This window comes from Pantoea sp. X-Soil-YNGN-844, assembly GCF_059730595.1.
In genome coordinates this window covers 2,558,040-2,584,998 of the sequence record NZ_AP036007.1, presented here as the reverse complement: position 1 = coordinate 2,584,998, position 26,959 = coordinate 2,558,040, and the positions used below count along the sequence as shown (strand labels likewise).

General features: G+C 55.3%; 26 protein-coding genes and 2 tRNA genes. 14 read left to right on the top strand and 14 right to left on the bottom strand.

What is annotated here, in order from left to right:
* Positions 1-306 precede the first annotated feature (306 nt).
* Positions 307-2,526, top strand: a complete 2,220-nt coding sequence (katG, locus tag AC6I8C_RS12145; protein ID WP_497822621.1) for a catalase/peroxidase HPI — start codon at positions 307-309, stop codon at positions 2,524-2,526.
* A gap of 99 nt (positions 2,527-2,625) precedes the next feature.
* On the opposite strand, the gene AC6I8C_RS12140 is transcribed toward katG, so the two are convergent.
* From AC6I8C_RS12140 to AC6I8C_RS12125, 4 genes are all read right to left on the bottom strand, one after another.
* Positions 2,626-3,648 carry a type II toxin-antitoxin system HipA family toxin gene (locus AC6I8C_RS12140; RefSeq protein ID WP_278498606.1) on the bottom strand — a complete coding sequence of 341 codons (1,023 nt, stop codon included), beginning with the start codon at positions 3,646-3,648 and terminating at the stop codon, positions 2,626-2,628.
* A complete protein-coding gene (locus tag AC6I8C_RS12135) occupies positions 3,648-3,956 on the bottom strand; it encodes a HipA N-terminal domain-containing protein (protein ID WP_278498571.1) in 309 nt (102 codons plus the stop codon). Before AC6I8C_RS12135 ends, AC6I8C_RS12140 begins: the two co-directional genes overlap by 1 nt.
* Complete coding sequence (locus tag AC6I8C_RS12130) at positions 3,941-4,285, bottom strand: helix-turn-helix domain-containing protein (protein ID WP_497822620.1); 345 nt, start codon at positions 4,283-4,285, stop codon at positions 3,941-3,943. The genes AC6I8C_RS12135 and AC6I8C_RS12130 overlap by 16 nt, the downstream gene beginning before the upstream one ends.
* 366 nt (positions 4,286-4,651) lie before the next feature.
* A tRNA-Asn gene (locus AC6I8C_RS12125) sits at positions 4,652-4,727 on the bottom strand.
* A 333-nt stretch (positions 4,728-5,060) separates the two neighbouring features.
* Here AC6I8C_RS12125 and AC6I8C_RS12120 point away from each other — a divergent pair.
* Positions 5,061-6,182, top strand: a complete 1,122-nt coding sequence (locus tag AC6I8C_RS12120) for a Gfo/Idh/MocA family protein (protein WP_497822619.1) — start codon at positions 5,061-5,063, stop codon at positions 6,180-6,182.
* Positions 6,183-6,276: 94 nt separating this feature from the next.
* Here the strand turns inward: AC6I8C_RS12120 and AC6I8C_RS12115 are convergent, their stop codons facing one another.
* The 3 genes from AC6I8C_RS12115 to AC6I8C_RS12105 all read right to left on the bottom strand — a co-directional run bounded on the left by AC6I8C_RS12115 (position 6,277) and on the right by AC6I8C_RS12105 (position 9,218).
* Entirely contained in the window at positions 6,277-7,107 is an 831-nt protein-coding gene (locus AC6I8C_RS12115; protein ID WP_497822618.1) for a glycosyltransferase family 8 protein, read from the bottom strand.
* Between the two features lie 12 nt (positions 7,108-7,119).
* Positions 7,120-8,502: a D-arabinono-1,4-lactone oxidase gene (locus AC6I8C_RS12110; protein ID WP_497822617.1), complete on the bottom strand. Its 1,383-nt coding sequence runs from the start codon at positions 8,500-8,502 to the stop codon at positions 7,120-7,122.
* 83 nt (positions 8,503-8,585) lie between these two features.
* Entirely contained in the window at positions 8,586-9,218 is a 633-nt protein-coding gene (locus AC6I8C_RS12105; protein ID WP_497822616.1) for a TetR/AcrR family transcriptional regulator, read from the bottom strand.
* Positions 9,219-9,357: 139 nt separating this feature from the next.
* On the opposite strand from AC6I8C_RS12105, the gene AC6I8C_RS12100 reads away from it, so the two are divergent.
* The gene (locus tag AC6I8C_RS12100; RefSeq protein WP_285720356.1) at positions 9,358-9,897 is read left to right on the top strand and encodes a DUF2058 domain-containing protein; all 540 of its coding nucleotides are present in this window, start codon (positions 9,358-9,360) and stop codon (positions 9,895-9,897) included.
* A gap of 16 nt (positions 9,898-9,913) precedes the next feature.
* Here AC6I8C_RS12100 and AC6I8C_RS12095 read toward each other — a convergent pair whose 3' ends face one another.
* Positions 9,914-10,612 carry an RluA family pseudouridine synthase gene (locus AC6I8C_RS12095; RefSeq protein ID WP_497822615.1) on the bottom strand — a complete coding sequence of 233 codons (699 nt, stop codon included), beginning with the start codon at positions 10,610-10,612 and terminating at the stop codon, positions 9,914-9,916.
* A 71-nt stretch (positions 10,613-10,683) separates the two neighbouring features.
* A complete protein-coding gene (locus AC6I8C_RS12090) occupies positions 10,684-10,818 on the bottom strand; it encodes a hypothetical protein (protein ID WP_255359531.1) in 135 nt (44 codons plus the stop codon).
* Positions 10,819-11,017: 199 nt separating this feature from the next.
* Between AC6I8C_RS12090 and AC6I8C_RS12085 the strand changes: the two genes are divergently transcribed.
* The gene (locus tag AC6I8C_RS12085) at positions 11,018-11,278 is read left to right on the top strand and encodes a hypothetical protein (RefSeq protein WP_497822614.1); all 261 of its coding nucleotides are present in this window, start codon (positions 11,018-11,020) and stop codon (positions 11,276-11,278) included.
* Between the two features lie 340 nt (positions 11,279-11,618).
* On the opposite strand, the gene AC6I8C_RS12080 is transcribed toward AC6I8C_RS12085, so the two are convergent.
* The gene (locus AC6I8C_RS12080; protein ID WP_497822613.1) at positions 11,619-13,541 is read right to left on the bottom strand and encodes a methyl-accepting chemotaxis protein; all 1,923 of its coding nucleotides are present in this window, start codon (positions 13,539-13,541) and stop codon (positions 11,619-11,621) included.
* Between the two features lie 682 nt (positions 13,542-14,223).
* Between AC6I8C_RS12080 and AC6I8C_RS12075 the strand changes: the two genes are divergently transcribed.
* From AC6I8C_RS12075 to AC6I8C_RS12060, 4 genes are read left to right on the top strand one after another with little or no spacing between them, the layout of a single operon-like run.
* Complete coding sequence (locus tag AC6I8C_RS12075) at positions 14,224-15,120, top strand: ABC transporter substrate-binding protein (protein WP_497822612.1); 897 nt, start codon at positions 14,224-14,226, stop codon at positions 15,118-15,120.
* Complete coding sequence (locus AC6I8C_RS12070) at positions 15,117-16,040, top strand: amino acid ABC transporter permease (RefSeq protein ID WP_497822611.1); 924 nt, start codon at positions 15,117-15,119, stop codon at positions 16,038-16,040. Before AC6I8C_RS12075 ends, AC6I8C_RS12070 begins: the two co-directional genes overlap by 4 nt.
* A complete protein-coding gene (locus AC6I8C_RS12065; protein WP_013358395.1) occupies positions 16,033-16,794 on the top strand; it encodes an amino acid ABC transporter ATP-binding protein in 762 nt (253 codons plus the stop codon). The genes AC6I8C_RS12070 and AC6I8C_RS12065 overlap by 8 nt, the downstream gene beginning before the upstream one ends.
* Before the next feature lie 33 nt (positions 16,795-16,827).
* Positions 16,828-19,113 carry a molybdopterin-dependent oxidoreductase gene (locus AC6I8C_RS12060; protein ID WP_497822610.1) on the top strand — a complete coding sequence of 762 codons (2,286 nt, stop codon included), beginning with the start codon at positions 16,828-16,830 and terminating at the stop codon, positions 19,111-19,113.
* Between the two features lie 4 nt (positions 19,114-19,117).
* Here the strand turns inward: AC6I8C_RS12060 and AC6I8C_RS12055 are convergent, their stop codons facing one another.
* Genes AC6I8C_RS12055 through AC6I8C_RS12045 form a run of 3 tightly spaced genes read right to left on the bottom strand, consistent with a single transcriptional unit; the run spans position 19,118 to position 22,115 of the window.
* The gene (locus tag AC6I8C_RS12055; protein ID WP_497822609.1) at positions 19,118-20,422 is read right to left on the bottom strand and encodes an MmgE/PrpD family protein; all 1,305 of its coding nucleotides are present in this window, start codon (positions 20,420-20,422) and stop codon (positions 19,118-19,120) included.
* Complete coding sequence (locus tag AC6I8C_RS12050; RefSeq protein ID WP_497822608.1) at positions 20,419-21,573, bottom strand: amidohydrolase; 1,155 nt, start codon at positions 21,571-21,573, stop codon at positions 20,419-20,421. The genes AC6I8C_RS12055 and AC6I8C_RS12050 overlap by 4 nt, the downstream gene beginning before the upstream one ends.
* Positions 21,570-22,115 (bottom strand): GNAT family N-acetyltransferase, encoded by a 546-nt coding sequence (locus tag AC6I8C_RS12045; RefSeq protein ID WP_497822607.1) that lies wholly within the window; start codon positions 22,113-22,115, stop codon positions 21,570-21,572. Before AC6I8C_RS12045 ends, AC6I8C_RS12050 begins: the two co-directional genes overlap by 4 nt.
* A gap of 256 nt (positions 22,116-22,371) precedes the next feature.
* Here AC6I8C_RS12045 and AC6I8C_RS12040 point away from each other — a divergent pair, with 256 nt between their 5' ends.
* The 6 genes from AC6I8C_RS12040 to proR all read left to right on the top strand — a co-directional run bounded on the left by AC6I8C_RS12040 (position 22,372) and on the right by proR (position 26,679).
* Positions 22,372-23,442: an iron-containing alcohol dehydrogenase family protein gene (locus tag AC6I8C_RS12040; protein ID WP_497822606.1), complete on the top strand. Its 1,071-nt coding sequence runs from the start codon at positions 22,372-22,374 to the stop codon at positions 23,440-23,442.
* A 45-nt stretch (positions 23,443-23,487) separates the two neighbouring features.
* Positions 23,488-24,789 carry an LLM class flavin-dependent oxidoreductase gene (locus AC6I8C_RS12035; protein WP_497822605.1) on the top strand — a complete coding sequence of 434 codons (1,302 nt, stop codon included), beginning with the start codon at positions 23,488-23,490 and terminating at the stop codon, positions 24,787-24,789.
* Between the two features lie 303 nt (positions 24,790-25,092).
* Complete coding sequence (locus AC6I8C_RS12030; protein WP_497822604.1) at positions 25,093-25,260, top strand: hypothetical protein; 168 nt, start codon at positions 25,093-25,095, stop codon at positions 25,258-25,260.
* 97 nt (positions 25,261-25,357) lie between these two features.
* Positions 25,358-25,759: a cell envelope integrity TolA C-terminal domain-containing protein gene (locus AC6I8C_RS12025; protein ID WP_497822603.1), complete on the top strand. Its 402-nt coding sequence runs from the start codon at positions 25,358-25,360 to the stop codon at positions 25,757-25,759.
* 259 nt (positions 25,760-26,018) lie between these two features.
* On the top strand, positions 26,019-26,372 hold the full coding sequence (locus AC6I8C_RS12020) for a type II toxin-antitoxin system RelE/ParE family toxin (RefSeq protein ID WP_497822602.1): 354 nt from the start codon (positions 26,019-26,021) through the stop codon (positions 26,370-26,372).
* Positions 26,373-26,376: 4 nt separating this feature from the next.
* Positions 26,377-26,679 (top strand): transcriptional regulator ProR, encoded by a 303-nt coding sequence (gene proR, locus AC6I8C_RS12015; protein ID WP_315310138.1) that lies wholly within the window; start codon positions 26,377-26,379, stop codon positions 26,677-26,679.
* An 89-nt stretch (positions 26,680-26,768) separates the two neighbouring features.
* Here proR and AC6I8C_RS12010 read toward each other — a convergent pair.
* A tRNA-Asn gene (locus AC6I8C_RS12010) sits at positions 26,769-26,844 on the bottom strand.
* Positions 26,845-26,959 lie beyond the last annotated feature (115 nt).

The window sequence follows — 26,959 nt, the reverse complement described above, 5'->3', positions numbered from 1 at the left end:
TCAGTTCCGTCCATTCCTGCAACTACACCGGTTTAGCCAGCGAACGCGGCCATATCAGGTCTGGCCGCTGCTCAGCCAGCCATGAATAAGACGGTTGTGTAACCGGTTGTGCCGGAATAGTCTGATTAGCATCGATGCCGCTTCGTTGATGATTCCGGGTAGTAAAATCCGTTGCGCCATTGCTGGAAGCTGTTGAAACAAACCTTATTCAAAGGGATAAGCTATCAATCTTATAGGATGAGACAGGTGTGAGTTCCTGAAAATCCTCTATAGAGTAGCGATGAAAATACAAAAAGAGGTGTGACCATGAGCAATTCCATTGATGAAGATGCAAAAGATGCAAAGCCTATTGTTGAAGCCGATCGCGAAGCGCCTGAAAGCAAATGCCCCTTTCATGCGGGCAAGCCAGCGCAGCCCAATCAGGCGCCGGGTGGCGGCACAACCAACCGCGACTGGTGGCCTAACCAGCTCCGCGTTGACCTGCTGAACCAGCACTCATCCCGTTCGAACCCGCTTGATGAATCCTTCGACTACCGTAAAGAATTTGCCAAATTAGATTACTCTGCGCTGAAAGCTGACATTAAAGGGTTGCTCACCGAGTCACAGGCCTGGTGGCCCGCTGACTGGGGCAGCTATATCGGCCTGTTCATCCGCATGGCCTGGCACAGCGCCGGAACCTATCGCTCCGTAGACGGACGCGGTGGTTCAGGCCGTGGTCAGCAACGCTTCGCGCCGTTAAACTCCTGGCCGGACAACGTCAGCCTGGATAAAGCGCGCCGCCTGCTGTGGCCGATTAAACAGAAATATGGTCAGAAAATATCCTGGGCTGACCTCTACATCCTGGCGGGTAACGTTGCGCTGGAAAACTCCGGCTTCCGTACCTTTGGCTTTGGTGCCGGACGTGACGACGTCTGGGAACCGGATATGGATGTGAACTGGGGCGAAGAAGCCGCCTGGCTGGAACACCGTCACCCGGAATCCCTGGCACAGTCGCCACTGGGTGCCACTGAAATGGGTCTGATCTACGTGAACCCGGAAGGCCCGGAACACAGCGGCGATCCTGCCTCTGCTGCCCCGGCAATTCGTGCCACCTTTGGCAACATGGGCATGAACGACGAAGAGATCGTGGCACTGATCGCGGGTGGACATACGCTGGGTAAAACCCACGGTGCCGCACCGGCCAGCCACGTGGGTGTCGATCCGGAAACCGCACCGATTGAAGCGCAGGGCCTGGGCTGGGTTAACAGCCACGGCACGGGCGTCGGCGCAGATGCGATTACCTCTGGCCTGGAAGTCATCTGGTCGCAGACACCGACCCAGTGGAGCAACTACTTCTTCGAGAACCTGTTCAAATATGAGTGGGTCCAGACGCGCAGCCCGGCGGGTGCGATTCAGCTCGTGGCAGCTGATGCGCCGGATATCATCCCGGATGCGTTTGATTCCACTAAGAAACACAAGCCGACCATGCTGGTCACCGACCTGACGCTGCGTTTTGACCCGGAGTTTGAAAAAATTTCGCGTCGTTTCCACAACGATCCGCAGGCGTTCAACGAAGCCTTTGCGCGAGCGTGGTTTAAGCTGACGCACCGTGATATGGGACCGAAAGCGCGCTACATCGGACCTGAAGTGCCACAGGAAGATCTGATCTGGCAGGATCCGCTGCCTGCACCGGTTTATCACCCAACCGTGGCAGATATCGCCCAGCTGAAAGAGAAGATTGCCGCATCCGGCCTCAGCGTCAGCGAGCTGGTCTCTGTTGCCTGGGCTTCGGCATCGACGTTCCGTGGTGGCGACAAACGTGGCGGGGCCAACGGTGCCCGACTGGCACTGCTGCCGCAGCGTGAGTGGGACATCAATGCCGTCGCAGCACGCGTCCTGCCTGCGCTGGAAGCCATTCAGCGCGAAGCCCATAAGGCGTCACTGGCGGATGTGATCGTGCTGGCGGGTGTTGTCGGTGTTGAGCAGGCGGCGAAAGCGGCTGGCGTCTCGATCGACGTACCCTTTACCCCGGGCCGTGTCGATGCGCGTCAGGATCAGACCGACATTGAGTCGTTCGATCTGCTGAAACCGCGTGCGGATGGTTTCCGTAACTACGGCACCGGCTTCGGCAAAACCACCACCGAAAGCCTGCTGATCGATAAAGCGCAGCAACTGACCCTGACCGTGCCGGAGTTAACGGTGCTGGTGGGCGGGATGCGTGCCCTGGGCGCTAATTTCGATGGCAGCCAGCACGGTATCTTCACCCACCATGTGGGTTCGCTGAACACAGACTTCTTCGTGAATCTGCTGGATATGCGTACCGAGTGGAAAGCGACTGATGGCAGCAATGAGAAATTCATTGGACGCGATCGCGTGAGTGGTGAAACCCGTTTTACCGCCACCCGCGCCGATCTGGTGTTTGGTTCCAACGCGGTATTACGCGCCTCGGCGGAAGTCTATGCCAGCAGCGACGCCCGTGAAAAATTCGTCAAAGACTTTGTCGCCGCCTGGACCAAAGTGATGAATCTGGATCGGTTCGATATCTGATAGCTGTTGACGCTATAAACGGAAAGCCCGCTGTTTTAGCGGGCTTTTTTATGGCTAATCAGCAGGGGTATGCTGCTGATTAGCGATTCTGCATCTCTTCTAAATTTCGGTCACGGCCAGTAATGTGATTCTTCGGGCAACATAATCAAGTACTGCTTTCCGCTGTGATTCAGGCATATGACTTTCAGTATAGGTGTCGATAATAAGCTGATGATGACTCACCACTTCGGAAAGCCATTTTCGTGCCAGAGCGGGCTTAATATCCATACCTTCTGCAAGCAGAATAAAGTCTGCGCCCAGATATTCTCCGTAATCTGAATTCATACCCGGCGCGTTTCCTGCATCATTTTCTTCCCGTTCCAGCAGGGGCAAAGCTAAATACTCTCCAAACGCTGTGGGGTAGGGTACTACGCTGATAAAGTCATAAACTGGGGCGAGAAAGGGGGTGCTCGTTTCAGGATGGATGATCCCGATATTGCGCAGATGAAAATCATTGTTGCCCAGCACATACGCATAAACGATGCGCAAAAAGAGATCGCGCTTACTCTTTAAACTTTTGCTCACGCTGGCGTTCAGAAATTTAGCCGCTTTCTCGTAACTGATGGCTTTATTATTATTAATCCTGCCATATTTATCGCTGAGATTCATCGCGCCATCCAGCTGTTCCTGGTGTAGTCGCGCGTGATCTGAACCCAGGCGGTCATATCTTTTGATGACAAACGTCAGTTCATCTCGCCGGTTTTCATCATGTCTGAATGGGATAAGCCCGAACGGGGGAACGTTAAATTTCAGACGCTGCATAACGCACATCGTGGCATGCTCATTCTCTGCAAGATGCGGATACTCTTCCGGAGAGGGTTTTAGAATATAGGTGCCGTTATTGCTGACGACCACCAGCTCTCCTTTTTCCAGACGAAGCGACAGTTTAGGCTGATAGCCCGAAATGCTCATCCCTTTCTGACGTTCGGGGAGTTCCTGAATAAACTGACTGCGCGTGAAAGGAAGGCTAAGGGCCACGTCACGGCTACCCAGCAGATGCTGTATGCCTTTTGATGAGTAGCCGGTTTTTAATTCCGATTCTTTAAGCCGGTTCAACGTGATCAGGCAGCGTTCTGGATTCATCATGTTATCTCTCTGAAGACGACGGCCCCAAGCATATCGTTACCATTTTTCATCAGTAAACCGAACAGATCATTATCATCAATTTTTTGAATTTCAGAATAGCGTTTTCGCAGCCAGCCCTCCGGCGCTAAACCTTTAAAGAAAGGATGCAGCTCTTCACTTAAATAGGGCTCTGGTCTTACCGGCATGCTGAGAGATATTGCACCGCCGGTATAGGCAGGCAGGTAGCAGAACGCATAACCACTTTGCTCTTCACTCAACGTTCCTGCGAGTTTGTTATAAAGCCACACTTCTATTTTTCGAGCCATACTTTTACACCCAGTTCTTTAAGCAAGGCATAGAGGTTGATTGCCTTAGCAGAGGATGGCTTAGCGATCAGTCGTTTAAATGTTGATAGTGATACACCAATCTGAATCGCCATCTCTTCATAGGTGATATTTTGTCGTTTAAGTTCACTGACCAGCAGGTGTGGCAGCGTCTGGAACGTCAACTCACTCAACTCTGATCGGGTGCCCGGTGGGTATGCTTTTATTGCCACTTTTTTGGCTTCTGTACTGAAAGCAACCTCCGCGAGTATCTGTTGCCGATCTGACTCAGAAAGGCTTATCAGCGAAGATTTAATTTCATTAAGGTTCATTTTTGAACTTTCCTGCATTTTCAGCACGCTTCTGATACAACATAATGCGACTATAATCTGGAAAGAGTCAATTTTGAACTGTTGGTTGATATGATTCTGACGTTTCTTTAGCTGCAGACAAATTACGCCGTTAAAAGGTCATTTATGACCCTTTAAACGAAGATTGCTGGTTTTGAAGAAAGGAATGAGAAGCTAAGTGTCAGAAATGAACCTTTGAGGCTTGTCTGTTTTGCTTGTTATAAGCGTCAGGTAACGACGAAAGGGTCGATGAGCCAGTAGGAAAACGAATGTGTAGGCCGCAGGAATTTTATCAGATAAACGAAAAGCAAAAAGCCCGCTCAGTTTCCTGAGCAGGCTTCTCGAATTTGGCTCCTCTGACTGGACTCGAACCAGTGACATACGGATTAACAGTCCGCCGTTCTACCGACTGAACTACAGAGGAATCGTTTGAACGGGGCGCATAGTAACGGCCACGCCGGATCATGTCAAAGCTCTTTTTCACAAATCTGCGCGACTGCTGAAATAGTCACCACAATAGCGATTCGGACCATGAATGAATGGTCATCTCAGCGGCTTCCTGCGCTTAAAAGAGGCAGGTCAGACTGAGGTGTTTATGAGGTGTTCTGACGCGGCAAAGCCCTTGTCAGACCGCACTACGCATGATTTAACCGGATAGTTTTTTACAGGCGTCACAAAGTCTCGATTCTGACTTTGTCAGCAACAAAAACGAAACGTAGATTCCATTTCAACCCTGAAATGAATATCCGGAGTTGAAATGAACAAAGTCAGAATCGGCATGATTGGCAGCGGCTATATCGGGCGCTGCCACGCAATAGCCTATGCCCAGGCCCCCACTGTATTCGCGCTGAAAGGCGAAATCGTGCGGGAGATGCTGGCCGAAGTGAATCCTGAGCTGGCGGCGCGTCAGGCGGCGACCTTTGGTTTTGCGCGCTCCACCGGCGACTGGCGCGCGCTGGTCAGCGATCCGGCGATTGATGTGGTAGACATCTGCGCGCCTAATTTTCTGCACAAAGAGATGGCGCTGGAGGCGATACGCCACGGCAAGCACGTCTATTCAGAAAAGCCGCTGTCGTTAAGCGTGGCGGATGCGCAGGAGATGGTCGCAGCTGCTGAGGCGGCAGGGGTAAAAACTCTGGTCGGCTTCAACTACATGAAAAACCCGACCAGCCAGCTGGCACAAGAGATTATTGCCAGAGGCGAGATTGGCGACGTGGTGCATTTCTACGGCACCCATAACGAGGATTACCTCGCCAGACCGGAGACGCCGCTCGACTGGCACTGCCAGAAAGCGCTGGCAGGCCTTGGCGCGCTGGGCGATCTGGCGGCGCACATCGTCAATATGGCCCACTATCTGGTCGGTGATATTGCTGAGGTGAGTGGCGATATGATGACGGTGATCACCTCACGGCCTGATCCAAAAGAACCCGCGCGGCAGTTACCGGTTGAAAACGAAGATCAGGCCAGTGCGCTACTGCGCTTCCGTAATGGCGCCCACGGCGTGATTGAAACCTCACGCATTGCCTGTGGCGCAAAAATGGGCCTGACCTATGTTGTCACCGGCACCAAAGGCACGCTGCGTTACACCCAGGAGCGCATGGCGGAGCTGGAGCTTTATCTGCATGACGAACCGGCCGGGCGACAGGGATTTAAAACCATCCTGACCGGACCGGCCCATCCGGACTACGTGAACTTCTGTGTCTCTGCCGGGCACGGCATCGGCTTTAACGATCAGAAAACGGTGGAGATCCGCGACCTGATTAACGGTATCGCAGCCGGCGATCGCATGTGGCCCGATTTTGCCGAGGGACTGCAGGTTCAGAAGGTGCTGGAAGCGATTGCACACTCCGCTGAGCAGCGCCGCTGGGTCGAGGTGTAAGACAGAATCTGAGTAAGAGAGGATTAGGCGAAATGGCAGGCTACAGGGTTGAATGAACAGGCGGGAAGGGCGGGAGTATCCCGCCCGTATACAGTCAGATCAAACCGCTTTTTTCCCACCACAGCTTATCCAGCGCATAGAAGCGATCGCGATCACTTTCGGGCTGGTTGAGATCGCGCTTCCACGGCTTCGCCAGAATATAGTGGAGATTCTTCACCTCATCACCCTGCCACAGCCCGCTGTGCTGGAATGGCAGCGTTTTTAACGCATTGTAGATATAAGAGAGCGGCTTCCAGCGTTCGGCAAACACTTCATTCAGCAGATCCTGCTCGGAGAAGGGATAGGCGCTGAGATCATCAATCGCGGCAATGCGCTTCTCAAGCATATCGAACACCGCATTGTCAGGTTTCAGCACCAGAAAACCGCCGTTCAGATAGAGGTCGACATTTTCCGGAGCCTGCTCACCGCGTGCCTGCCAGGTATAGTGACACTGCTCTGGCTGCCACTCCGGCGGATAAGAGGCGATCTGGTTGGGATTACAGCGGCAGGCGTGACAGGCCGCCAGCGGATTATCGCCCAGATCCAGGGTAAACAGCTCATCCATGTTCTGCAGCACCAGCATATCGGCATCCAGAAACACCACGCGCTCATAATCGGTAAGCTGCCAGGCACGCAGCTTGGTCCAGACCTCGCCAAACTGCGCCGAGGCGTAATGCTGAGCCAGATCGGCGCGCGGATAGAGTGGGTCGACCGGTTTAATCACACAGCCTTCATCCTGCAAAATCTGACAGTCGGCGTCAGAAATGGCTGGCGTAGTCATCACCACCAGCGGCCACTGGCTGTGGCTCTCCTGCAGCGAACGGTGCAGCGCTTTGACGCCCACCAGATAGTCGGGTTGTGTTAACAGTGTTACCCAGGCAAACATAGCTTTCCTCAATCAGTCAAAAAGTGGCGTGATGTAGTCGTTCCCCAACCGGCCCTGCGGGTCGAGCTGGTGGCGCAGGGTGCGGAAGGCATCCCACTGCGGATAGATCTCACGCCAGTTGTAGCGTTCTTCATCGTAATACTTGCCCCAGTGCGGGCGTCCGCCCTCTTCGGCCAGCAGTTTTTCCACTTCAGTCAGGAAGTGCAGGCCTTCCTGTGACAGCGAGCCATCGTCGGCGTAATAGACTACGAAGCCGAAGAAACAGGTTGGCTGGTCAGCGGCCGGACTGAGCCAGGCTGAGGACGCACCGGTGCAGCGCAGGATAATCGGGTAGTGCATATGCGGACGGTTCTCCGCATACCACGCCTTAATCCGGCGGATGATGGCCGGGGTTTTTGCCAGCGGCACGCCGATTTCCACATTAATTTGTGGCACCGCAATGCCGCGACAGAAGAGCTGGTAGATGTCACCGGTAACATCGGTGAAGTCGCGAAAGCGGGTGACGGTACGAAACTGCTTGCCGCCTTTGCCCTGAATCTGCGTGTCGCGGTGCATGTGCGCCAGCGTCTGGTCGATGGTGTCATTGAGACTGTCGTCAGCTTCACCCTCATGTTCCACCACCTGACGCCCCTGCGCTTCGTAACGCTGACGCTCTTCGTCACTTGCCTCATGGGCGTTCCAGACGTGCATCAGGTTGTCATCAACAAACCACCAGGCTTTGCTCAGCGGATAGTCATTGTTCCAGCGCAGCAGATCCTCTTCCAGCGTATCGGCAGAGACAGCATTTTTGTGGCAGGTGAAGATTTTAAACGGCTGAGTGCGCAGGGTGACGGCAGTGACAATGCCCAGCGCACCTAAAGAGACCTGCGCCGCCGGAAAGTCAGCGTCGCCGCGGACAAACTCACGCACGCTGCCGTCGGCCAGCACCATCCGTATCGCCAGCGCTTCATCGGCAATCGAACTCTGCTGTAAGCCCTGACCGTGCGTGCCGGTCGCCATTGCGCCTGCCAGCGTCTGAATCGCAATCACGCCTGGTGATGAGGCCAGCATCCGGTTCATGTCAGTCAGGCTACGATAAACCTGCTCAAGCGGGGTCGCGCCACCAAAGGTCACGCTCTGCTCATCACTGGCTATCAGACCGCGCAGGGCGCTGAGATCCAGCAACAGATCGTCTTCAGCGACATGCAGCATCCGGCCAGGCGACAGCTTGCTGCCGATCACCCGGATCTTACCGCGTGACTCGCGGATCAGTTTCTGCAATTCCGCTTCGCTGGCGGGACACTTAACCTGCTGACGGCTGCCGATTTGCGCATTCTGCGCCCAGTTCCACAGCGCATCATCATCGGGTTCAATATGGGTCTGGCGGAGCGGATAGAGGCGTGCGTCTTTGCTCACAACAGCATTCCTTTTATGGCGGTTTCATGACAAATGTTTACTAAGCGTAGACCATGAGTAAGCGAAGCCCGGGTTGCGGGCATTTATTTGCGGATGTAGCGTAACGTTGCAGTAACAGCGAGCTGACGATTGCGGCGGATACTCTCGGCTTCACTGTTGTCAGGACTGAACAGGGCGTTGAAGGTGTAGCGGTTTGAGACGTGATGAACGCAGATACTGCTGATTAGGCGATGAACATCGATGGTCTGCACATCGCCAGTAAATACCCCCTGTTGCTGGCCGCGCGCCAGGATGTCATCCAGCAGATCCAGCGCGCTGCGGTTCAGCGCTTTAATCTGCGGCGACTGGGTGATGTAGCGACCGCGCAGCAGGTTCTCACTGCAGACCAGCCGGATAAAATCGGGATGCTCGACGTGATAGTCAAAACTGGCTTCTACCAGTCGGGTCATAGCCAGTTCCGGCGTCATCGACGCCAGGTTCAGGCCGGTTTCATGCTGACGTATCTGCTGATAAACCCGCTCAAGCACGGCGATATAAAGCTGCTCTTTACTGCCAAAGTGATAGACCACCATGCGTTTCGTGGTTTGCGCATGCTCAGCAATCTGCTCCAGTCTGGCACCCTGCATACCAAATTCAGCGAAGGTTTTCAGTGCGCCTGCGATGATGCGTTTTTTCAGCCCTTCAGGGTCATTTTTACGTTTTGTTAGCTCTGACATGGTGCTCAATAAGGTGATTTTGACCGGGGAATGTTAGCACAGTGTTGAGGCGTAACCCGCAATCGCGGCGTCAGCCTGGCACAGCCCGAAAGATTACAGGTATAATCCCGGACAAAATTTCACAGGTTCAGAGACGACAATGACAAAACTCACCTTGCAAGAGCAGATGCTGAAAGCGGGCTTAGTATCCAGCAAAAAAATGGATAAGGTTCAGCGTACCGCGAAGAAATCCCGGGTTCAGGCGCGCGAAGCCAGAGCGGCGGTAGAGGACAACAAAAAAGCGCAGCTTGAGCGGGATAAGCAGCTGAACGAACAGCAGAAGCTGGCTGTGCTGTCGAAAGAGTACAAAGCGCAGGTCAAGCAGCTGATTGAAATGAACAAAATCGAGGTGGCGCGAGGCGACATCAGCTTTAACTTCACCGACAACAACCTGATTAAGAAAATCATGGTGGATAAGCTGACGCAGACGCAGCTGATCAATGGTCGTCTCGCCATTGCCCGCCTGACTGCTGACAAAAGTGGCGAGAGCCAGTACGCCATCATCCCGGCCAGCGTGGCGGATAAAATTGCCCAGCGTGATGCCAGCGCCATCGTCTTAAACAGTGCGCTGAGCGAAGAAGCACAGGACGAAGATGATCCTTATGCAGATTTCAAAGTGCCGGATGATCTGATGTGGTAATTGCGTGCTGATGCAGTCAGAAGGGGCTGGCGGCAGAGAGAGACAGCGTCTCGCCGCTGACAGGATGAACAAACGTTAATCCGCTGGCGTGCAGCATCAGCCTCTCTGCCTGCTCTGCGCCTGGCAGCAACAACCCGCCGTAAAGATCACAGCCCAGAATCGGGTGACCCAGTTGCTGACAGTGAATGCGCAGCTGATGGGTGCGTCCGGTTTCTGGTGTCAGCTCAACCCGCGTAACCGGCAATTCCTTTCCCTCTTTTCCCTGGTAATAACTGCGTTCAGTGACCCGATAGCGTGAGCGCGCGGGCTTGCCCTGAGCGGCGCATATCACCATCCGGGGAAACAGCGCCGGATCTTTGGCTATCGCGGCGTCAATCACGCCTTCATCATCGGCAAGGTGTCCGCACAGCAATGCCTGATAGGTTTTGCTCACCGTGCGCTGGCTGAACTGCTGACAAAGTGCGGCGTTAATGGCTTTGTTACGTGCCACCACCATCAGACCGGAGGTGCCAAAATCGAGCCGATGAACCAGCGTGCAGCCTGGAAAACGTTTTACCAGCCGATGATGCACTGAATCGAGGTTTTGCGGATTTTTACCTGACAGGCTCAGCAGCCCGCCGGGTTTGTTGATCACCAGCAGATGATCGTCCTGAAACAGGAGAGTGATCTCATCAAAACAGGGTGGGGCGATAAACGTATCGATAATGGCAGACATCGGGCAACCGGCAGCAGAATGGCAGAGGATCATAACCGATTGCCGATGCACTGACGACGCCGGACTTACCCTTATTCTTCCGTAACCGTTTCACCGCTTTGAGTGGAAAGCGACAAGCTGGCCTGATGCGTGCCGAATCCACCATGGGCAGCAAACACCAGGTAGACCGTTGCGGCTAACAACGTGAGAAGAACAGAGAGTTTCATAGGTGCATCCGTTGCTGATAAGGCCAGCCAGTCTGGCAGGATGAACGGCAGAGACAAACAGAACAATCCGGAAAAAAACATTAAGTGTATTCGATCAGCAGGTTGCGAGATTTTTAGTGATTTATTCGGGCAGGTCTTGCTTTTACGACTACAGTCTCTGGTGAGGTTGTCATCAATTCGTACTAATGGAGGATTTTCTGTGTTAATTCAAAACGACGAGAAAGGCCACGTCATTATTGGCGAAGCGGCACTAAGCCTTGCCCTGGGTGAGAAAGAAATCAGTATCGCATCACTCTTTACTCAGCTGGGTTTTATGGCGAAATCTGAAAGCAACGCCGATCGGCTGACGCAAATCTCAGAAGCCAGGCGCTGGCTGAGTAGTTTTAAGTCACCGTCGCTTGCCCAACAGCAGGTGCCGTATCTGCAGACCCTCGCAGGCCTGAACGAAGAACTGAACTAGCAGTAACTGAACTGATGCCAGTGGACGTAGTCCGGCTCCGGCCGGAAAACGACGAAGCGGACGACCTCATCGGTTGCGCGAAAGCGTATACCGGCCGGAGAAACTGTCATGGACGACACTTCTCCTGCCGCCGCGATTTGATACCCATCTTAAAAGCCTTCTAAGCCACAACCCTGCCGGACCCGAAACAATCAGCAGACCCGGGCGAATACGCGCCCGTGCTGGCTTTTTTCTGTGATTACTCTGATGCCTTGTCTGTGGCGGATGTGTACTTCAGCCAGCCTCATTAAATCAGGCTGGCTGTATCCGCATGACGCTTAAATCAAAGCAGCGCGGTGTATCAGAAGCTTTCCCAGCTGGATTCTGCTGATGCTTTAACCGGCATCGCGGGCACTAAACGTGGTGCCAGGGCAGGTGCAGCCCGGCTGATGCTGTTTTGCCCGGCTGATAAGCGGAACACCGCCACCGTTTTTTCCAGATCGTCCGCCTGCGCTTCCAGGGAACTGGCTGCGGCAGAAGACTCTTCAACCAGCGCGGCGTTCTGCTGCGTGGTGGTATCCATTTCGGCCATTGCTGTCGCAATCTGGGAAATACCGCGATTCTGCTCGTCGGATGCGGCAGCAATCTCACCCATGATGTCTTTGACCTGACTGACCGAGCGGACAATATCATCCATGGTGCTTCCGGCGCGTTCCACAAACTCCGAACCATCATGAACCCGATCAAGTGACTCGCGAATCAGCGTTTCAATCTCTTTGGCAGCCAGCGAACTGCGCTGGGCCAGATTTCTGACTTCACCGGCCACCACCGCAAAGCCGCGACCCTGTTCACCGGCGCGAGCCGCTTCAACCGCAGCATTTAATGCCAGAATATTGGTCTGGAAGGAGATGCTGTTGATGACGTGAATGATTTCGCCGATTTTGCCTGAACTCTGGCTGATGTTATTCATGGTGACGATAACGTCACGGATAATCTCACCACCGCGTCCGGCATTTACCGACGCATCGGTTGCCAGCTGGCTGGCATGGTGAGCATTTTCCGCATTCTGTTTCACCGTAGATGAGAGCTCTTCCATGCTGGCAGCCGTCTGAACCACGGCGGCAGACTGCTGTTCGGTGCGGGAGGAAAGGTCGGTATTACCTGCTGCAATTTCCGCCGAGGCACGCGCCACGCTGCTGACGCCATCGCGCACATTGGTAATGATATTCTGCAGGCTGAGATTCATTGCATCGACGGCCTGCATCAGCTGGCCCAGCTCATCACCCCGGGTGGTGTTCAGTGAGGTGGTTAAATCACCGCTGGCAATACGCTGCGCTGCATTCAGCGTCTCTTTCAATGGCAGCGTAATGTTGCGGGTAATCCGCCAGGCGATCAGCAGGCTCAGGACGACACAAATCAGCGCAGCAAAGGCGATGCGCCACTCTGCCTGCTTGATAAATTCAGACGACAGACGGGACTGGAAGGCAAAGGTATCAGAAACGGCTGCATTGAGCCGCTCTGCGGCTGCGGTCAGGCCCGCAGATTCGCTCTTTTCTTTCTCTGAAGCATCAACATACTGCGTCAAAGCCTGACGCTGCTGCGCAAGGGTCGTGATGACATTTTGCGTAACGGCATTGATCGCTGGCTGATTAAAACTGTCCAGTTGCTCACTCAGCGTGTTGATGGCGGTGTACTCCTCAATAACCGCATCTCTGCTGGCTGCTGTGGGCTTATCAAGAAACGCTTTTTCAATATTTGCGGCATCGAACAGCGCGGCGGCCAGTTTCATAACCGGCAGCGCGGCGTCGGGTGCCTCAGCCATATCGAGTAATTCAGACTGATGAGCAAGACCGATCAGCGCGCCCGGTTTAATGGCAGCAAAGGCGGCAGATGTCACCTCCGCAGATGCCACAAACTTCTGGCGCTGACTCTGATAATCATTAAGTAACTGGCCCATCAGCGTAATTTTCTGCTGACCTTCATCATCCCACTTAAATCCACTCAGTCGTTGATAAAGGGTATCCAGCTCCTTAAGTGCCTGAACGTTCTTCGCGGCAAATTCAGGATTTTTGGTGTACTGGTAAAGCGTGCGATTAAGACGTGCCTTGCTTAACGTATTTACCATTTCCACGGTTGTCGTGCGGCGTGCAGAGTTGTCTTTAATACTGCGGAAACAGTCAAAAGCGATAAAGGTTATGGCAAGAGACGCCGCGATGACGACGATAAAACCGACGCCAAGTTTTTTTCCGATTTTAATACTGGAGATGCGTTGAGCCAGGCCCATGAGGTTCACCTTTGTTGAGGTTCAAAAGCAGACAAAAGAAATTCAAATAAATCATTCCTGATCTTTTTTATCGTCAGCTTCTGATAATCCTTTAAGGGTGTTTATCATTAATTCAGTAATCTTATTAATTAGAACTCCATTGTTTTGCGATGTAATTATCTGCCTGCTAATTGATGTACTTTATATTTAACTTATTGATTGATATGGGTTATTAGGGCGAATTGGGTAGCATATAAGAGTTTTCACATTACCTGAATAAATATTTATTGATTTTGGTCAATTAAATGAATGATGAAAATTCGCCTGAAAATATTCAGGCGATTTTAAAGATAAACTTATCAATGAAATGACACTTTCAGAGGTTGTTCGGCGGTTAACGAACCGCTGCGTAAACCAGTATTATTTCGCCAGCGCCTGCAAACCTGCCCCATGTTGTTGCCCTGCAACATCTCACTCCCCGATTAAAAAGCGGAGAAACCTCTTTATTGCCATATTCCGGCTAAATAATCCCGGTTTTAGCATTTGTGATCGCCGTCGGTCTTCACTGAGAATGACAACAGAACGTTACGAGGATGATAAAAGCACTGAAGCCCGCTGCTTCTCTGGCTTCCGGTGCTGACAACAGATCGCGATAACTTTTCCCTCTGGGGGGAACATTTTAACTATCAGGAGAAAGGTTCCAGTGAAATATATAAAAGGAATGACCCTTTTTGCCCTCGCGCTTAGTGCGCACGCCAGTTTTGCAGCCGAACCTTCAGTGCCTGCTGAAAGCAGCTTACATGTCAAAGCCGATCCGGCGCTGAAAAGCCTGATACCCGCGGAAATCCTTAAGCGTGGCTATATTGTGGCGGGTACTAACCCGAACACGCCGCCCACCACCTTCTATAAAGAAGACAACAAAACGCTGGCTGGTCGTGAAATCGACATCATGAATGCGGTTGGTGAGCGTCTGGGCATCACCGTTCAGTGGCGCGACACCGGCGGCTTCGACAATATTATTCCTGGCCTGAAGACCGGACGTTACGACGTGGCGCTGTCAAACATCAATGCCACGCCGACCCGCCTGAAACAGATCGACTTTGTCGGTTACTACAATGCCAGCCTGCTGGGCATTATTTCCCGTAAAGACGCTGGCGTTGCCCCCTTTAAATCCCTGAGCGATGTGTGTGGCAAAGAGGTGGGCGCCGGCTCCGGTACGACTCAGGTGACGCGGCTGGAAGAGGCCAGCAAAGCCTGTGAAGCCGCCGGTAAACAACCGATCAAGGTAGCGATATTCCCGGATCGTCCGGCGGGCGTGCAGGCCGTGGTCAGCGGTCGCGTTCCCTTGTTCCTCGGTCCTTATGAAGGGCTGTTGTGGCAGACCAAAGTCATCGAACCGCTGACCATGAGCGGTGAAATCACCGTGAATGATGCACCGGTCTCGGTCGCGTTCCCGAAAGACTCGCCGCTGGAGCCAGCCGTACAGGCGGCACTGAATTCGTTAATCAAAGATGGCAGCTACCGGAAAATTCTCGATAACTGGGGAATCGGTTTTGGTGCCGTGACCGAAGCCCGACGCAACGAAGAGATCTTTAAATGAGAGAAACTCCGGACCACACCGACGACCTGAGAATCGTCGGTAAACGCTACTACGGACGCTGGCTGAGTGCGCTGGTGGTGCTGTTATGCGTGGTGGCGATGGCGCATTCGATGATTAACAATCCGCGCTTTGAATGGCAGGTGATTGCAGAGAACTTCACTGCGCCCTCCATTCTGCAGGGTGTGTTAATGACGCTGCAGCTCACGGCCATCTCAGTGGTGCTGGGATTCGCTTTTGGCACGGTGCTGGCGCTGATGCGCCTCTCTACTAACCCGGTGCTGGTGGCGGTGAGCTGGGCTTACACCTGGTTTTTCCGTGGTGTGCCGATGCTGGTGCAGCTGTTTCTCTGGTACAACATCGCCGCGCTTTATCCCCGCATCGCGCTGTCGATCCCGGGATTGGGCGAACTCTGGAGCGCGCAGTCCAATGCGCTGGTGAGTCCGTTTAGCGCGGCGGTGATTGCGCTGGTGATGCATCAGTCTGCCTATGCCGCAGAAATTGTGCGTGCTGGTATTCAGAGCGTGGGCAATGGACAGATTGAAGCGGCTCGCGCCCTGGGATATCGCCCGGCGCAGATTTTCCGCCATACCGTCTTACCGCAGGCGATGCGCGCCATTATGCCGCCAGCGGGCAATGAGATTATCGGCCAGCTGAAAACCACTGCGGTAGTGTCGGTGATCTCTCTGCAGGATGTGCTGTTTTCGGCGCAGATTATCTATCAGCGCACCTATGAAGTGATCCCACTGCTGCTGGTCGCAACTTTGTGGTATCTGCTGATGACCTCCGTGCTCTCTGTCGGCCAGTACTATGTCGAACGCTATTTTGGTCGCGGTGTGACGCGGCGAGAAAAGCGCAGCCTGCTGTCATCACTACCGCGCTTTTCGCTGCCGAAAACGCAAAGGAGCGTGAGCAATGGCTGAAGCAATCGCGCTGCGCAAAGTCACCAAGCGCTTCTCCGGCGTCACCATCCTCGACGAGGTTAATCTCGATATTCCTGCCGGATCGGTGACCGTAATCCTGGGGCCATCGGGTTCCGGTAAATCCACGCTGCTGCGCTGTATTAATCATCTTGAAAAGCTGGATGGCGGTACGATCCGCATCGGCGGCCAGATGGTGGGATACCGGCAAAAAGGCCAGGCGCTGCACGAACTCAGCAGCAGTGCCATTGCCCGACAGCGGGCGGAAATCGGCATGGTGTTTCAGCAGTTCAACCTGTTTCCGCACCGCACCGTGCTGCAGAACATTACGGATGCACCGATGCGGGTGAAAAAGCAGAGCCGTCATCAGGCCACGACCAAAGCGCTGGCGCTGCTGAAGCAGGTGGGGCTGTCTGGCCGCGAAGATGAGTGGCCGCAGAACCTCTCCGGTGGTCAGCAGCAGCGGGTGGCCATTGCCCGTGCACTGGCGATGGATCCCGGCGTTATGCTGTTTGATGAACCGACCTCGGCACTTGACCCGGAGCTGGTAGGGGAAGTGCTGCAGGTGATTAAGCAGCTGGCGCACTCCGGTATCACCATGGTGGTGGTCACGCATGAGATCGGCTTTGCCCGCGAAGTTGCCGACAACATCGTTTTCATGGAGAGCGGCAGAATTGTCGCAGCGGGTCCGACGCAGCAGGTCCTTGACGATCCGGACAACGGACGTGTCAGAAACTTTATTGCAACGGTGCTTTAGGCACCGTTTCTTTTTGGCTAATCAGGAATCCGCATGACGCAGAAACCGGTAATGCACAGCGCCCACTGGGGCGCTTTTCACGTCCAGCAAACGGACGATCAACTGCTGATTGAGCCGTTCCACCGCGATCCCGATCCCAGCCCGCTATTGCAAAACTTCCGTCATGCACTCAATCATCCGGCGCGTGTCGCGCAGCCGATGATACGGCGTGGCTGGCTGGAAAACGGGCCAGGCCCGGATCAGCGTCGTGGTGCTGATGAGTATGTCGCGGTCAGCTGGGAGGAGGCCAGTCAGCGGGTGGCGCAGGAGCTCAAGCGGGTTAGTGAAGCATACGGCCCGGAAGGCATCTTTGGCGGATCGTACGGCTGGTCAAGCGCAGGCCGTTTTCATCATGCGCAAAGCCAGGTGCACCGATTTCTGAACACCACGCTGGGCGGCTACGTTCGTTCAGTTAACAGCTACAGTTCCGGCGCGGCATCTGTCCTGCTGCCACACATTGTCGGTGACATGAACGAGATCGCCCGACGTGGTGTGAGCTGGGAGGAGATCGCCGCGCACAGCGAGGTGGTGCTGGCGTTTGGCGGCCTGGCGCTGAAAAATGCGCAGGTGGCAAGCGGCGGCCTGAGCGAACACACCGAGCGCGGTTTTATGCAGCGAGCGGCACAGCGCGGTACCCGGTTTATCTCAGTGAGCCCGCTGAAAAGCGATCTGCCTGAAGAGGCGCAGGGCGAGTGGCTGGCGCTCCGGCCCGGCACGGATGCAGCGTTTATGCTGGGTCTGCTGGCGGTGCTGATTGCAGAAGATTTAACCGATGAGGCGTTTCTGGCGCGCTATTGTGTCGGCTGGCCGCAGATGGTCGCTTACATTCGCGGTGAAGAAGATGGCTTAGTCCGTGACGCGCACTGGGCGGCTGAAATCTGCGGCGTCAGCAGCGATCTGATCGGTCAGTTTGCACGGCAGCTGCACGATAAGCGTGTACTGGTGACCGTGGCTCATGCTTTGCAGCGTGCCGAGCATGGCGAACAGCCGGTGTGGCTCGGCCTGGTGCTGGCGGCGGCGCTCGGACAGCCAGGGCTGCCCGGCGGTGGATATACTTATGCACTGGGTGCGCTGGGCCATTATGGCAAGCATCATAATCTGGTCAGCTTTCCGGCCCTGCCGCAGGGCAAAAATGGTATCGACCGCTTTATTCCGGTGGCGCGTATCGCCGACATGCTGCTCAATCCCGGCACAAAGTTTGACTACAATGGCCGCCAGCTGACCTATCCCCACATCCGTCTGGCTTACTGGGCGGGAGGCAATCCGTTTCACCATCATCAGGATCTGGCGCGGCTGCGTCAGGCTTTCTGCCAGCTAGATACGCTGATCGTGCATGAAAGCGCCTGGACCGCCACGGCGCGTCATGCCGATATCGTCCTGCCTGCCACCATGACGCTGGAACGTGAGGATATCGGCGGTGCGCCGACCGATCGCCATTTAATCGCCATGCAGCCGGTGGCTGAGCCTTACGCCCAAGCCCGGGATGATTATACGATTTTTCGTGACCTGGCCCGGCGGCTGGGCAGGGAAGCGGCATTCAGCGAAGGGCGCGATGCGCGTGGCTGGCTGCAGCATCTTTACGGCCAGCTGCAGGAAAAACTGGCCGCTCACCAGGTGCAGACACCCGATTTCAGTCAGTTCTGGCAGGAGGGCGTGCTGGAGCTGCCGCAGTTAAAGGATGGTGGCCGGATGATCAATGCGTTCCGCGCCGACCCCGACGCCGCGCCACTGCCAACGCCAGGCGGAAAAATTGAGATTTTCTCCGCTACTATCGCCAGCTTTGGCTATGAAAATTGTCCCGGCCATCCGGTATGGCGTGAACCGCAGCAAAAACCCAGCGCCGACTATCCGTTCTGGCTGATTGCCAATCAGCCCGCGACACGTCTGCACAGCCAGCTCGATTTTGGTGATTACAGCCAGCGCAGCAAGCGAGGCGGGCGCGAAGTCTGTAGACTGAACCGGGACGATGCGGCCGCACAGGCGATCGCGGATGGCGACATCATCGAACTCTTTAACGCGCGCGGCCATGTGCTCGCCAGCGCGCGTCTCACCGACACCATCATGCCTGGCGTGGTTCAGCTGCCAACCGGCGCCTGGTACGATCCGGTCGAGCCTGCTGCCGCCCGTCCGTTATGCCGCCACGGTAATCCCAATGTGCTGACCATGGATATCGGCACTTCGTCGCTGACGCAGGGCTGCAGCGGCCAGATTACGGTAGTGCAGGTGCGGAAATTTGCCGGTGAGGTTACGCCGGTTCAGGCCTTCGTTCCGCCGCACTAAGTCACTATCGGGCTAGCGCCCCGGTCAGCCTCTGCAACTCTGCCGTGGAATGCAGCGCAGTGGCAGCAAGCAGTTCTGGCGACGCGTCACCCAGCGCCTGATGAAGCTTACTGCTGACATTCACGCCCTCCGCCAGCGATTGCTGGCGCGTACGGCGCTGATGCAGCGTTGTGCCATCCGCGAGCGTCAGCGTGACGACGTGAAAGCGCAGCGCGGGATTGAGTGCATCGGGCGGCGCACTCTGATCCGGCGTCCGTCGCACACGAGCGGCCAGCGGCATAACCTGATGATTGAGATCGCCTTCCGCAAAATCCTGCAGGCGCAAATCGCCATAAATCAGCATGGCGGCAATCACATATTCCAGGCTGAAGCGTGCTTCAATACCGTTAACCGGCACCTGTATCGAGGCGGCGATGTCACCGCCTGGCGGGAAGGCGACGGTGATATCAACAATCTGGCTCAGCAGCGCATCCAGCGGTTTACCCGCCGCCAGCCACTGCTTGCGCAGGATGCGGGCCGCTTCTGCCGCACTATGCGTACCGGCGCAGGTCGGGAAGGGTTTGAATTCCAGTCCCGGCGAGCTGATCCGCCACGGGCTGCCCCAGTTCTCCAGCAATTTCTCCGGCTGTGCCTGGTCCGCGCTGCTGGCGGCAACAAAGGCTTCAATAACCCCCTGCTGGCGGCCATCGATTCCGGCAAGCGTCAGCTGAGCCGCTGTCACGGCCCGTTCGGCGGCAAAGCCTGCGTGCAGCGGTTTTACCGCCGAACCAAACTGAGCGCGTAAACCGCTGGCCTGGGTCGCCGCAATACCCAGCAGGGTGGCCGTGGCATCACTCTTCATCCCCAGCAGACGCGCCAGCGCCCCTGCCGCCGCAAGGGTCCCCAGCGTCGCCGTGTTGTGATAGCCCAGTGCGTAATGTTGCTGGCTGACCGCCAGCCCCAGACGACCGGCCATCTCTACCCCCGTGACGTAAGCATCCAGAAACTGCTCCAGGCTTCTGGGCTGAACCCGTTGCCAGGCGAAAAGTGCAGGCAGGATCACGACGCTGGGATGACCGCGAAAATCGGCATGAAAGTCGTCGTAGTCCAGCGCATGTCCTGCATAGCCTAGCAGCAGCGCCTGTGAACGCACGCTGCCATCGCTGTAGAGGGTGCGCAGAGCCGGTAAGCCGCTATCCGGTACTGCGCCCTGCAGCACCGGCCAGCTCACCGCCAGAAAATCCCGGATGCCTTCGCGCGCATGCTCACGTGCCGGGGCATCCGGCTGGCCGCTGAGAATCGCATCCGCCAGCGCGGCAGTCAGGCTCATTGTGGTCGCTCCGGAGAAAGGAGCGCCGCCCGTGCCAGGTCGGCCAGATAGCGCGCCGTTGGCAGCAGCACCTCATCATTGATGCGAAAAGCAGGGTGATGCAGCGCATAGGGTTCACCGGTGCCCACCATCATAAAGGCACCGGGCAACTGTTGCTGATAGAAGGCAAAATCTTCACCAATCGGACTCGCCTCGGCCACGCGTGCTTCCAGTCCGCTGTTCTCAGCCTGCTGCAAAGCAAAGTCCGCCCAGTGCGCATCATTTACTACCGATGGCGGCCCGGCGTGCCAGGTAAAGCTCACCTGCGCATCAAAGGCTGCCGCGATGCCCGCCACAATCGCCCGGAAGCGCTGCTCAAGACGCTGGCGGGTGGATGATGAAAACGAGCGCACCGTGCCCTCCAGCCAGGCACTGTCCGGGATGACGTTCCAGGTGCTGCCGCTGTGGATCTGGGTGATAGAGACCACCGCGTTATCGGCAGAAGGGGCATTGCGGCTGATCAGCGTCTGCGCCGCCGAGACAATCTGTGCCGCGATGACAATCGGATCGTTGCCCTGATCGGGTTTGGCGGCATGGCTGCCGATACCGGTAATCGCAATTTCAAAACGGTCGACGGCGGCAGTGAGCGGCCCGGCTTTGGAACCGATGACGCCAGCAGGCAGTGAAGGATCGTTGTGGATACCGAAAATCGTCAGCGCGTCAGTTAAAGCGCCGCTGGCAATCACCTCTGGCGCACCCTGGCCGGTCTCTTCTGCGGCCTGAAACAGAATCCGTACCCGGCCTGGCAGGTTCGCTTCCTGCTGCTTTAACAGGATCGCCGCGCCCAGTGCCGCTGCGCTGTGAAAATCATGACCGCAGGCGTGCATCACGCCCGGACGCTGCGAGCGAAAGCTGACGCCAGACTGCTCTTCAATCGGAAGCGCGTCGATATCGGCCCGCAGTATAATCAGCGGCCCCGTTGACGCCCCGATTTCCGCCACCAGGCCGGTTTTCAGCGGCAGATCGAGAATACGTATCTGATGCTGTTCCAGCTGATCACGCAGTCGGCGCGTGGTCTCAAACTCCTGATTCGACAGTTCCGGAAACTGGTGCAGTTCGTGACGGAAGGTGATCAGCGGTTCGCCTAATGTCAGGGGGATAGTGATGCTCATTGTAGGTTTCCTTGTGCTGCTGTCTGGCGGCTCAGCCAGGCATCGTGTGCCACCGGGTCCAGTACTTTCTTCATATAGAGGGTGATATGACCCTTGCCGAGGTCGCGGGTATGCATTGGCTGGAAGCCGCGCTTCAGGTACATCGCCTGCAGCCAGGGGTGACTGGTGGCGGTTCCCAGCGAGACCGCAGGAGCACGCAGCTGACCGATCAGAATCGCCTGTTCGACCCGTTCCAGCACCTGACGACCAAACTGCTGGCCGGGATAGTCAGGGTGCGCGCCGAACCAGCCAATATGCGGCAGACCAAACGGGCCGGGCAGCGGCCCCCAGGGATAGCGGACGGTCACTGACGAGACCATCTTCTCATCAGCATAGAGCGCATACACCCCGTGGCTCTGCAGATGGCGCAGAGCCATTGCGCGGTCTGCGGTGGCGGCATCAAAATTAATGCCCAGCGCTTTCACCGGCGCATAGGCCGCATGCATCAGTGCCAGATAAACATCTGTTTCATCTTCTCTGACCTGACGAAAATTGAGTTGCATATTCTTTCCCGGAACACTGCCTGATAAGCAGTTAATTAATTCAGTCAGGGGGGCAGGTTAACAGTAAAAAGCCGGGGCGCTATATGTGAAAAATAACTAACCTCATGCAGATTTGTGAATAAACAATGGCCGGTTTTCAATTGCTTAAATTGCTGGTTGTCGTAGTATTTAAAAAAAGAAATAACAGTACCCTCTCGTTAATAAATAAATGTAATTAAAGCCTTTTTGGCCTAATTCTTATAATCAGGATGCCGCTGTGTTAGCGATTACTTCTCCGCGAGCCTATGCACATGAGGCGGGCCTGCGTGCACGCGTCGGTGAGTTTATTAAACCCTACGCCAGCCATATCCGGATATTGACCTCGCCGCACGCGTGGCAGGCGGTTAATCCGGAATTAAGCCAGAGTCTTGAGGCATCGGGCATTCACTGGCAGCTGGATTATTTAGCGGGTGAATGTACTGAAGAGGCGATTGCCCGCGTAAAACAGCAAACCGAACAGCAGGGCGCAGAGTTGCTGCTGGCGATTGGCGGTGGACGGGTGCTGGATGCTGCCAAAGCCGCCGCCAGCCAGTTACCGGCACTTACGCTGGTTAACTTTGCTACTCAGGCAGCGACCTGTGCCGCCTGGTCACCGATTGCCATCATCTATAACGAAGCGGGCGGGCATCTGCGCAGCCAGCCTCTGGGCAAAATGCCGGAACTGTTGCTGGTAGACAGTGAGGTCATTGCCCGAAGCGACGTGCGCTTTCTGAAAGCGGGCATTGTGGATGCGCTGGCAAAATATTACGAATTCCGCCCTTACCAGCGGCATAACCCCGACGATCTGGCGCTGGATTTAAAGGTGATGACCGCGCGGCAGGCAGCAGATGTGTTTCAGCAATATGGTGAGGCCGCGATAGCCGCCTGCCAGCAGCAGCGGGTCACACCCGAACTGGTCAAAGTCATCGATGCCAGTATCGTGCTGGCCGGGCTGGCGAACAGCGTGCGCGACGCGCTGCCGACGCCAGGGCTGGCGCATGCCATCCATAATCGTCTGACCCACCAGCCGGAACTCCATCACTGGCTGCATGGTGAAAAAGTGGGGTTCAGCCTGCTAGTGCAGTCGCTGATTGAGCATGGCGGGGAGCCGGATGCTGAACTGCTGGCGCTGCTGCGTTATTACGGCATGCCACTAAAGCTTCCCGCGTTGCCGGGCGATCGTGACACCGCGCTGCGTCACATCGCACAGCAGATTAAATTTCCCAAAGCCTGCGCAGAACGCCTGCCGTTTACCGTCTCTGCCAGCACGCTGGAACAGGCCCTGCTGGCGACCGACACCCTTCTTTAAGCGCGCTGCGGCGCGCTTTTTCATCTTTCAGACCAGGAATCGTTTATGAACTCTGCAACTTCACCACGTCGCCTGCGGCTCGGCCTGTTTGTTCAACCTGTGGGTCAGCACGTCAGTGGCTGGCGTCTGACCGAACAACTGGGCGATCCCACCGATATTGACTGGCTGATTACCCTGGCGAAAAAAGCCGAAGCGGGTAAGTTCGACCTCTTCTTTGTGGGTGATGCCCTGGCAACCAGCATGTATCGTCTGCCGTCCACCATGGCCCGTCTTGAACCTCTGACGATGCTGGCGGCGCTGGCAGTTAATACCCGGCGCATTGGCCTTGCCGCGACCGCCTCCACCACCTTCAGCGATCCTTTTACCCTGGCGCGCAGCTTCTCATCGCTGGATCACATCAGCCGGGGCCGTGCCGCGTGGAACGTCGTGACCTCGTTTTCGACAGACGTTGCACGTAACTTCAGCCGCAGCGACATGCCCGATCATGCTTCACGCTACGCCCGTGCGCGTGAATTCCTTGAGGTAGCCTGTAAACTGTGGGCGGGCTGGGAAGAGGGTGCCGTGCAGCCGGATAAAGCGACCGGAAACTATTTTGTTGATGAGAAGATCCAGCCGATTAATCATCAGGGCGAACATTTTCAGGTGCAGGGTCCACTGAATATCACCCGTTCGCCGCAGGGCCGTCCGGTGATTATCGAAGCGGGTTCTTCGGCGGATGGTCAGAAGCTGGCGGCGGAGACGGCGGAAGTGATCTTTACCGCCTCTGCCAGTCTGGAGGAAGCGCAATCTTTCTATGGCGCGCAGAAGGCGCAGGTGGTGGCTGCCGGGCGCAATCCGGATCAGGTGGTGATCATGCCTGGCGTCATGCCGATTATTGGCCGCACGCGCGAAGAGGCTAAGGCGCTGTGGAAAGAGCTGAATACGCTGGTGGATATTGAGAATGGGCTGCGTCAGCTCTCACTGCGGTTCAGCATGGATCTCAGTCAGTATCCGCTGGATGGCCCGGTGCCGGAGGTGCCGCTGGGCGAAGGGAACCAGAGCCGTGTTAAGCTGATGACCGATATGGCAAAACGCGAAAACCTGACGCTGCGCGAACTGGCCGCCGTCGCCGCCGGTTCACGCGGACACCGCGTGATTGTCGGTACGGCTGAAGATATCGCCGATGATTTCCAGCTGTGGCTGGAGCAGGGCGGTGCGGATGGCTTCAACATCATGCCCGCCATCATGCCGGAACAGCTCGATCTGTTTGTGGAACTGGTGATCCCGGAACTGCGTCGTCGCGGGCTGTTTCGTGAGGAGTATGAGTTTGCCACGTTGCGGGAGAATCTGGGGCTGGACGTGATTTAAGAGTCGGGCTTATTCTCATCGCGTGGAATGTTGTCGCCTGTACCGCACGGAGTCTGCCAGAAGATGACGTGCGGTTAGTTTAACCAGCACGAAATCTGTATCGTGCGTCATGCTTTACTAAAACCGTTTTGCAAATCACTGCCTGCCCGATATAACAGACATTCACTCAACTTACCGCGAGCTCACTGAATGTCAGACTACAAATTCTACTCCAGAGGGAAACACACCGTTGCATTGAAAAGATCAGACGTAAACCGGGCTTCAGATCTGACAGAGCAGGGGTATAAAAAAGAGTTTGAGGAAGTGCGTGCATCAGATGAAACAGAGGCGCTGGCACGCTTCGCGGATATCCGCAGGAACCAGCGTATCGACCAGCACAACTTCCTGGCGGGCGCCGCTACAATGCCGCTGATTGGCATGCTGACAGCCGTAGTCACCTTTCTCTTCTGGCGTAAAAGAGCAGGAAAGTAGGGCTAACCTGATGCAGAGAATCAGGGTTTAGCTGTTCTGATTTCCCGCTTCACCAGGGCACAGATTCCGTCGCCTCTTCACTTAAAAGGATTTACCCATGAAAACGGTCATCGCTATTTTCTGCTGCATTCTGTCAGCCGGTTGTGCCCCTCTCACACCACATGAATGTATTAAAAAAAGCGCACTTGATAGTTGTAGTTATAAACGCTCAGGAAAAGTCAGCGACAAAGATATCTATGGCCAGCAGGCATCGGGTATTAAAAAATCACTGGATGCCGCGCTGTCAGCACCGCACGCCTGGAACGGGAAGCGCTGTAATGTGCATCTGGATTTTAAAAAGGATGGCACTCTGGAGAACTTTATTATTAAAAGGGGCGATAAAGATTACTGTCAGGCACTAGCCGAGGCAGCAAAACGCGCCACATTCCCGGCGTTTACCGATCAGCATGTTTTTGACGAGATGGGATCGGCGCGCTGGAATATGGAAGGGCAACCCTGACATGCATTAAACCGTTTATTCTGAACGCCCGCCCGGTTACGCCCGAGCGGGCTTTTTTATTTGCAGACACATTCTTCATCCCGCAGCAAATACGTTACCGCTCGCAAATCATTGCAAATTTTATGCGCAGAACACAGACAGAATAGAACCCCTCTCTGCTATTTGATTAAAGACCGCTGCCTTCCACATTCCGCTACATCACACTCGGTTATCGCTTTACACCTATATAGCATCTGGACTATATTTATAAGGAGATTCCGTGTGGATGATTAAAACGACAGAGCGGTTTGATCGCTGGTTTACGTTGCTTAATGACAGCGATCGCGCCTGCGTGCTGGCTGCATTGATGGTGTTGCGGGAAAAGGGGCCGGGATTAAGCCGACCCTATGCGGATACGATTAAAGGTTCCGCTTATATCAACATGAAAGAGTTACGTATCCAGAGCCGCGGCGACCCAATAAGGGCTTTCTTTGCTTTTGACCCGAACCGCATGGCAATTGTGCTGTGTGCCGGTAATAAGGCGGGCAATGAAAAGCGATTTTATCGGGAGATGCTTCCGGTTGCCGATCGGGAATTCACACACTGGCTAAAAAGCTTTAACCATAAGGAGTAACGTGATGGGCAGAACGCTGGAACAGCTTATTGCGGATGAAAAACCGGAAGTCGTTGCTGAAGCACAGGCCATGGCGACCGAAATCCTGCTCAACATTCACCTTGCCGAGCTGCGTGAGAAGGTGCAGAAAACGCAGGTCGAAATGGCGCAGGCGCTGGGCATCACACAGCCGACCGTGGCGGGCATGGAAAAGCCGGGGCGTGACCTGAAGCTTTCCACGCTCAAACGCTATGTGGATGCGGCAGGAGGGAAACTGCGGCTGGTGGTGGAGCTGCCGGATGGTTCCCACTACGGGTTCGTGGTGTAAGCTTCTGGCGGGAAAACCACGCCGCCGTGATTAAAAATCATAAATGCAAAAAGCCCGCTCAGGTTTCCCTGAGCGGGCTTTTCTAATTCTGGCTCCTCTGACTGGACTCGAACCAGTGACATACGGATTAACAGTCCGCCGTTCTACCGACTGAACTACAGAGGAATCGCTTGAACGGGGCGAATATTAACGGCGCTGATCCCGCTTGTCAAAGCCCTGTTTACTGAATTGCGTTCAGATGCTCGTAAAAGCAGCGGATTGGCGGTTTTTACGCAAATCT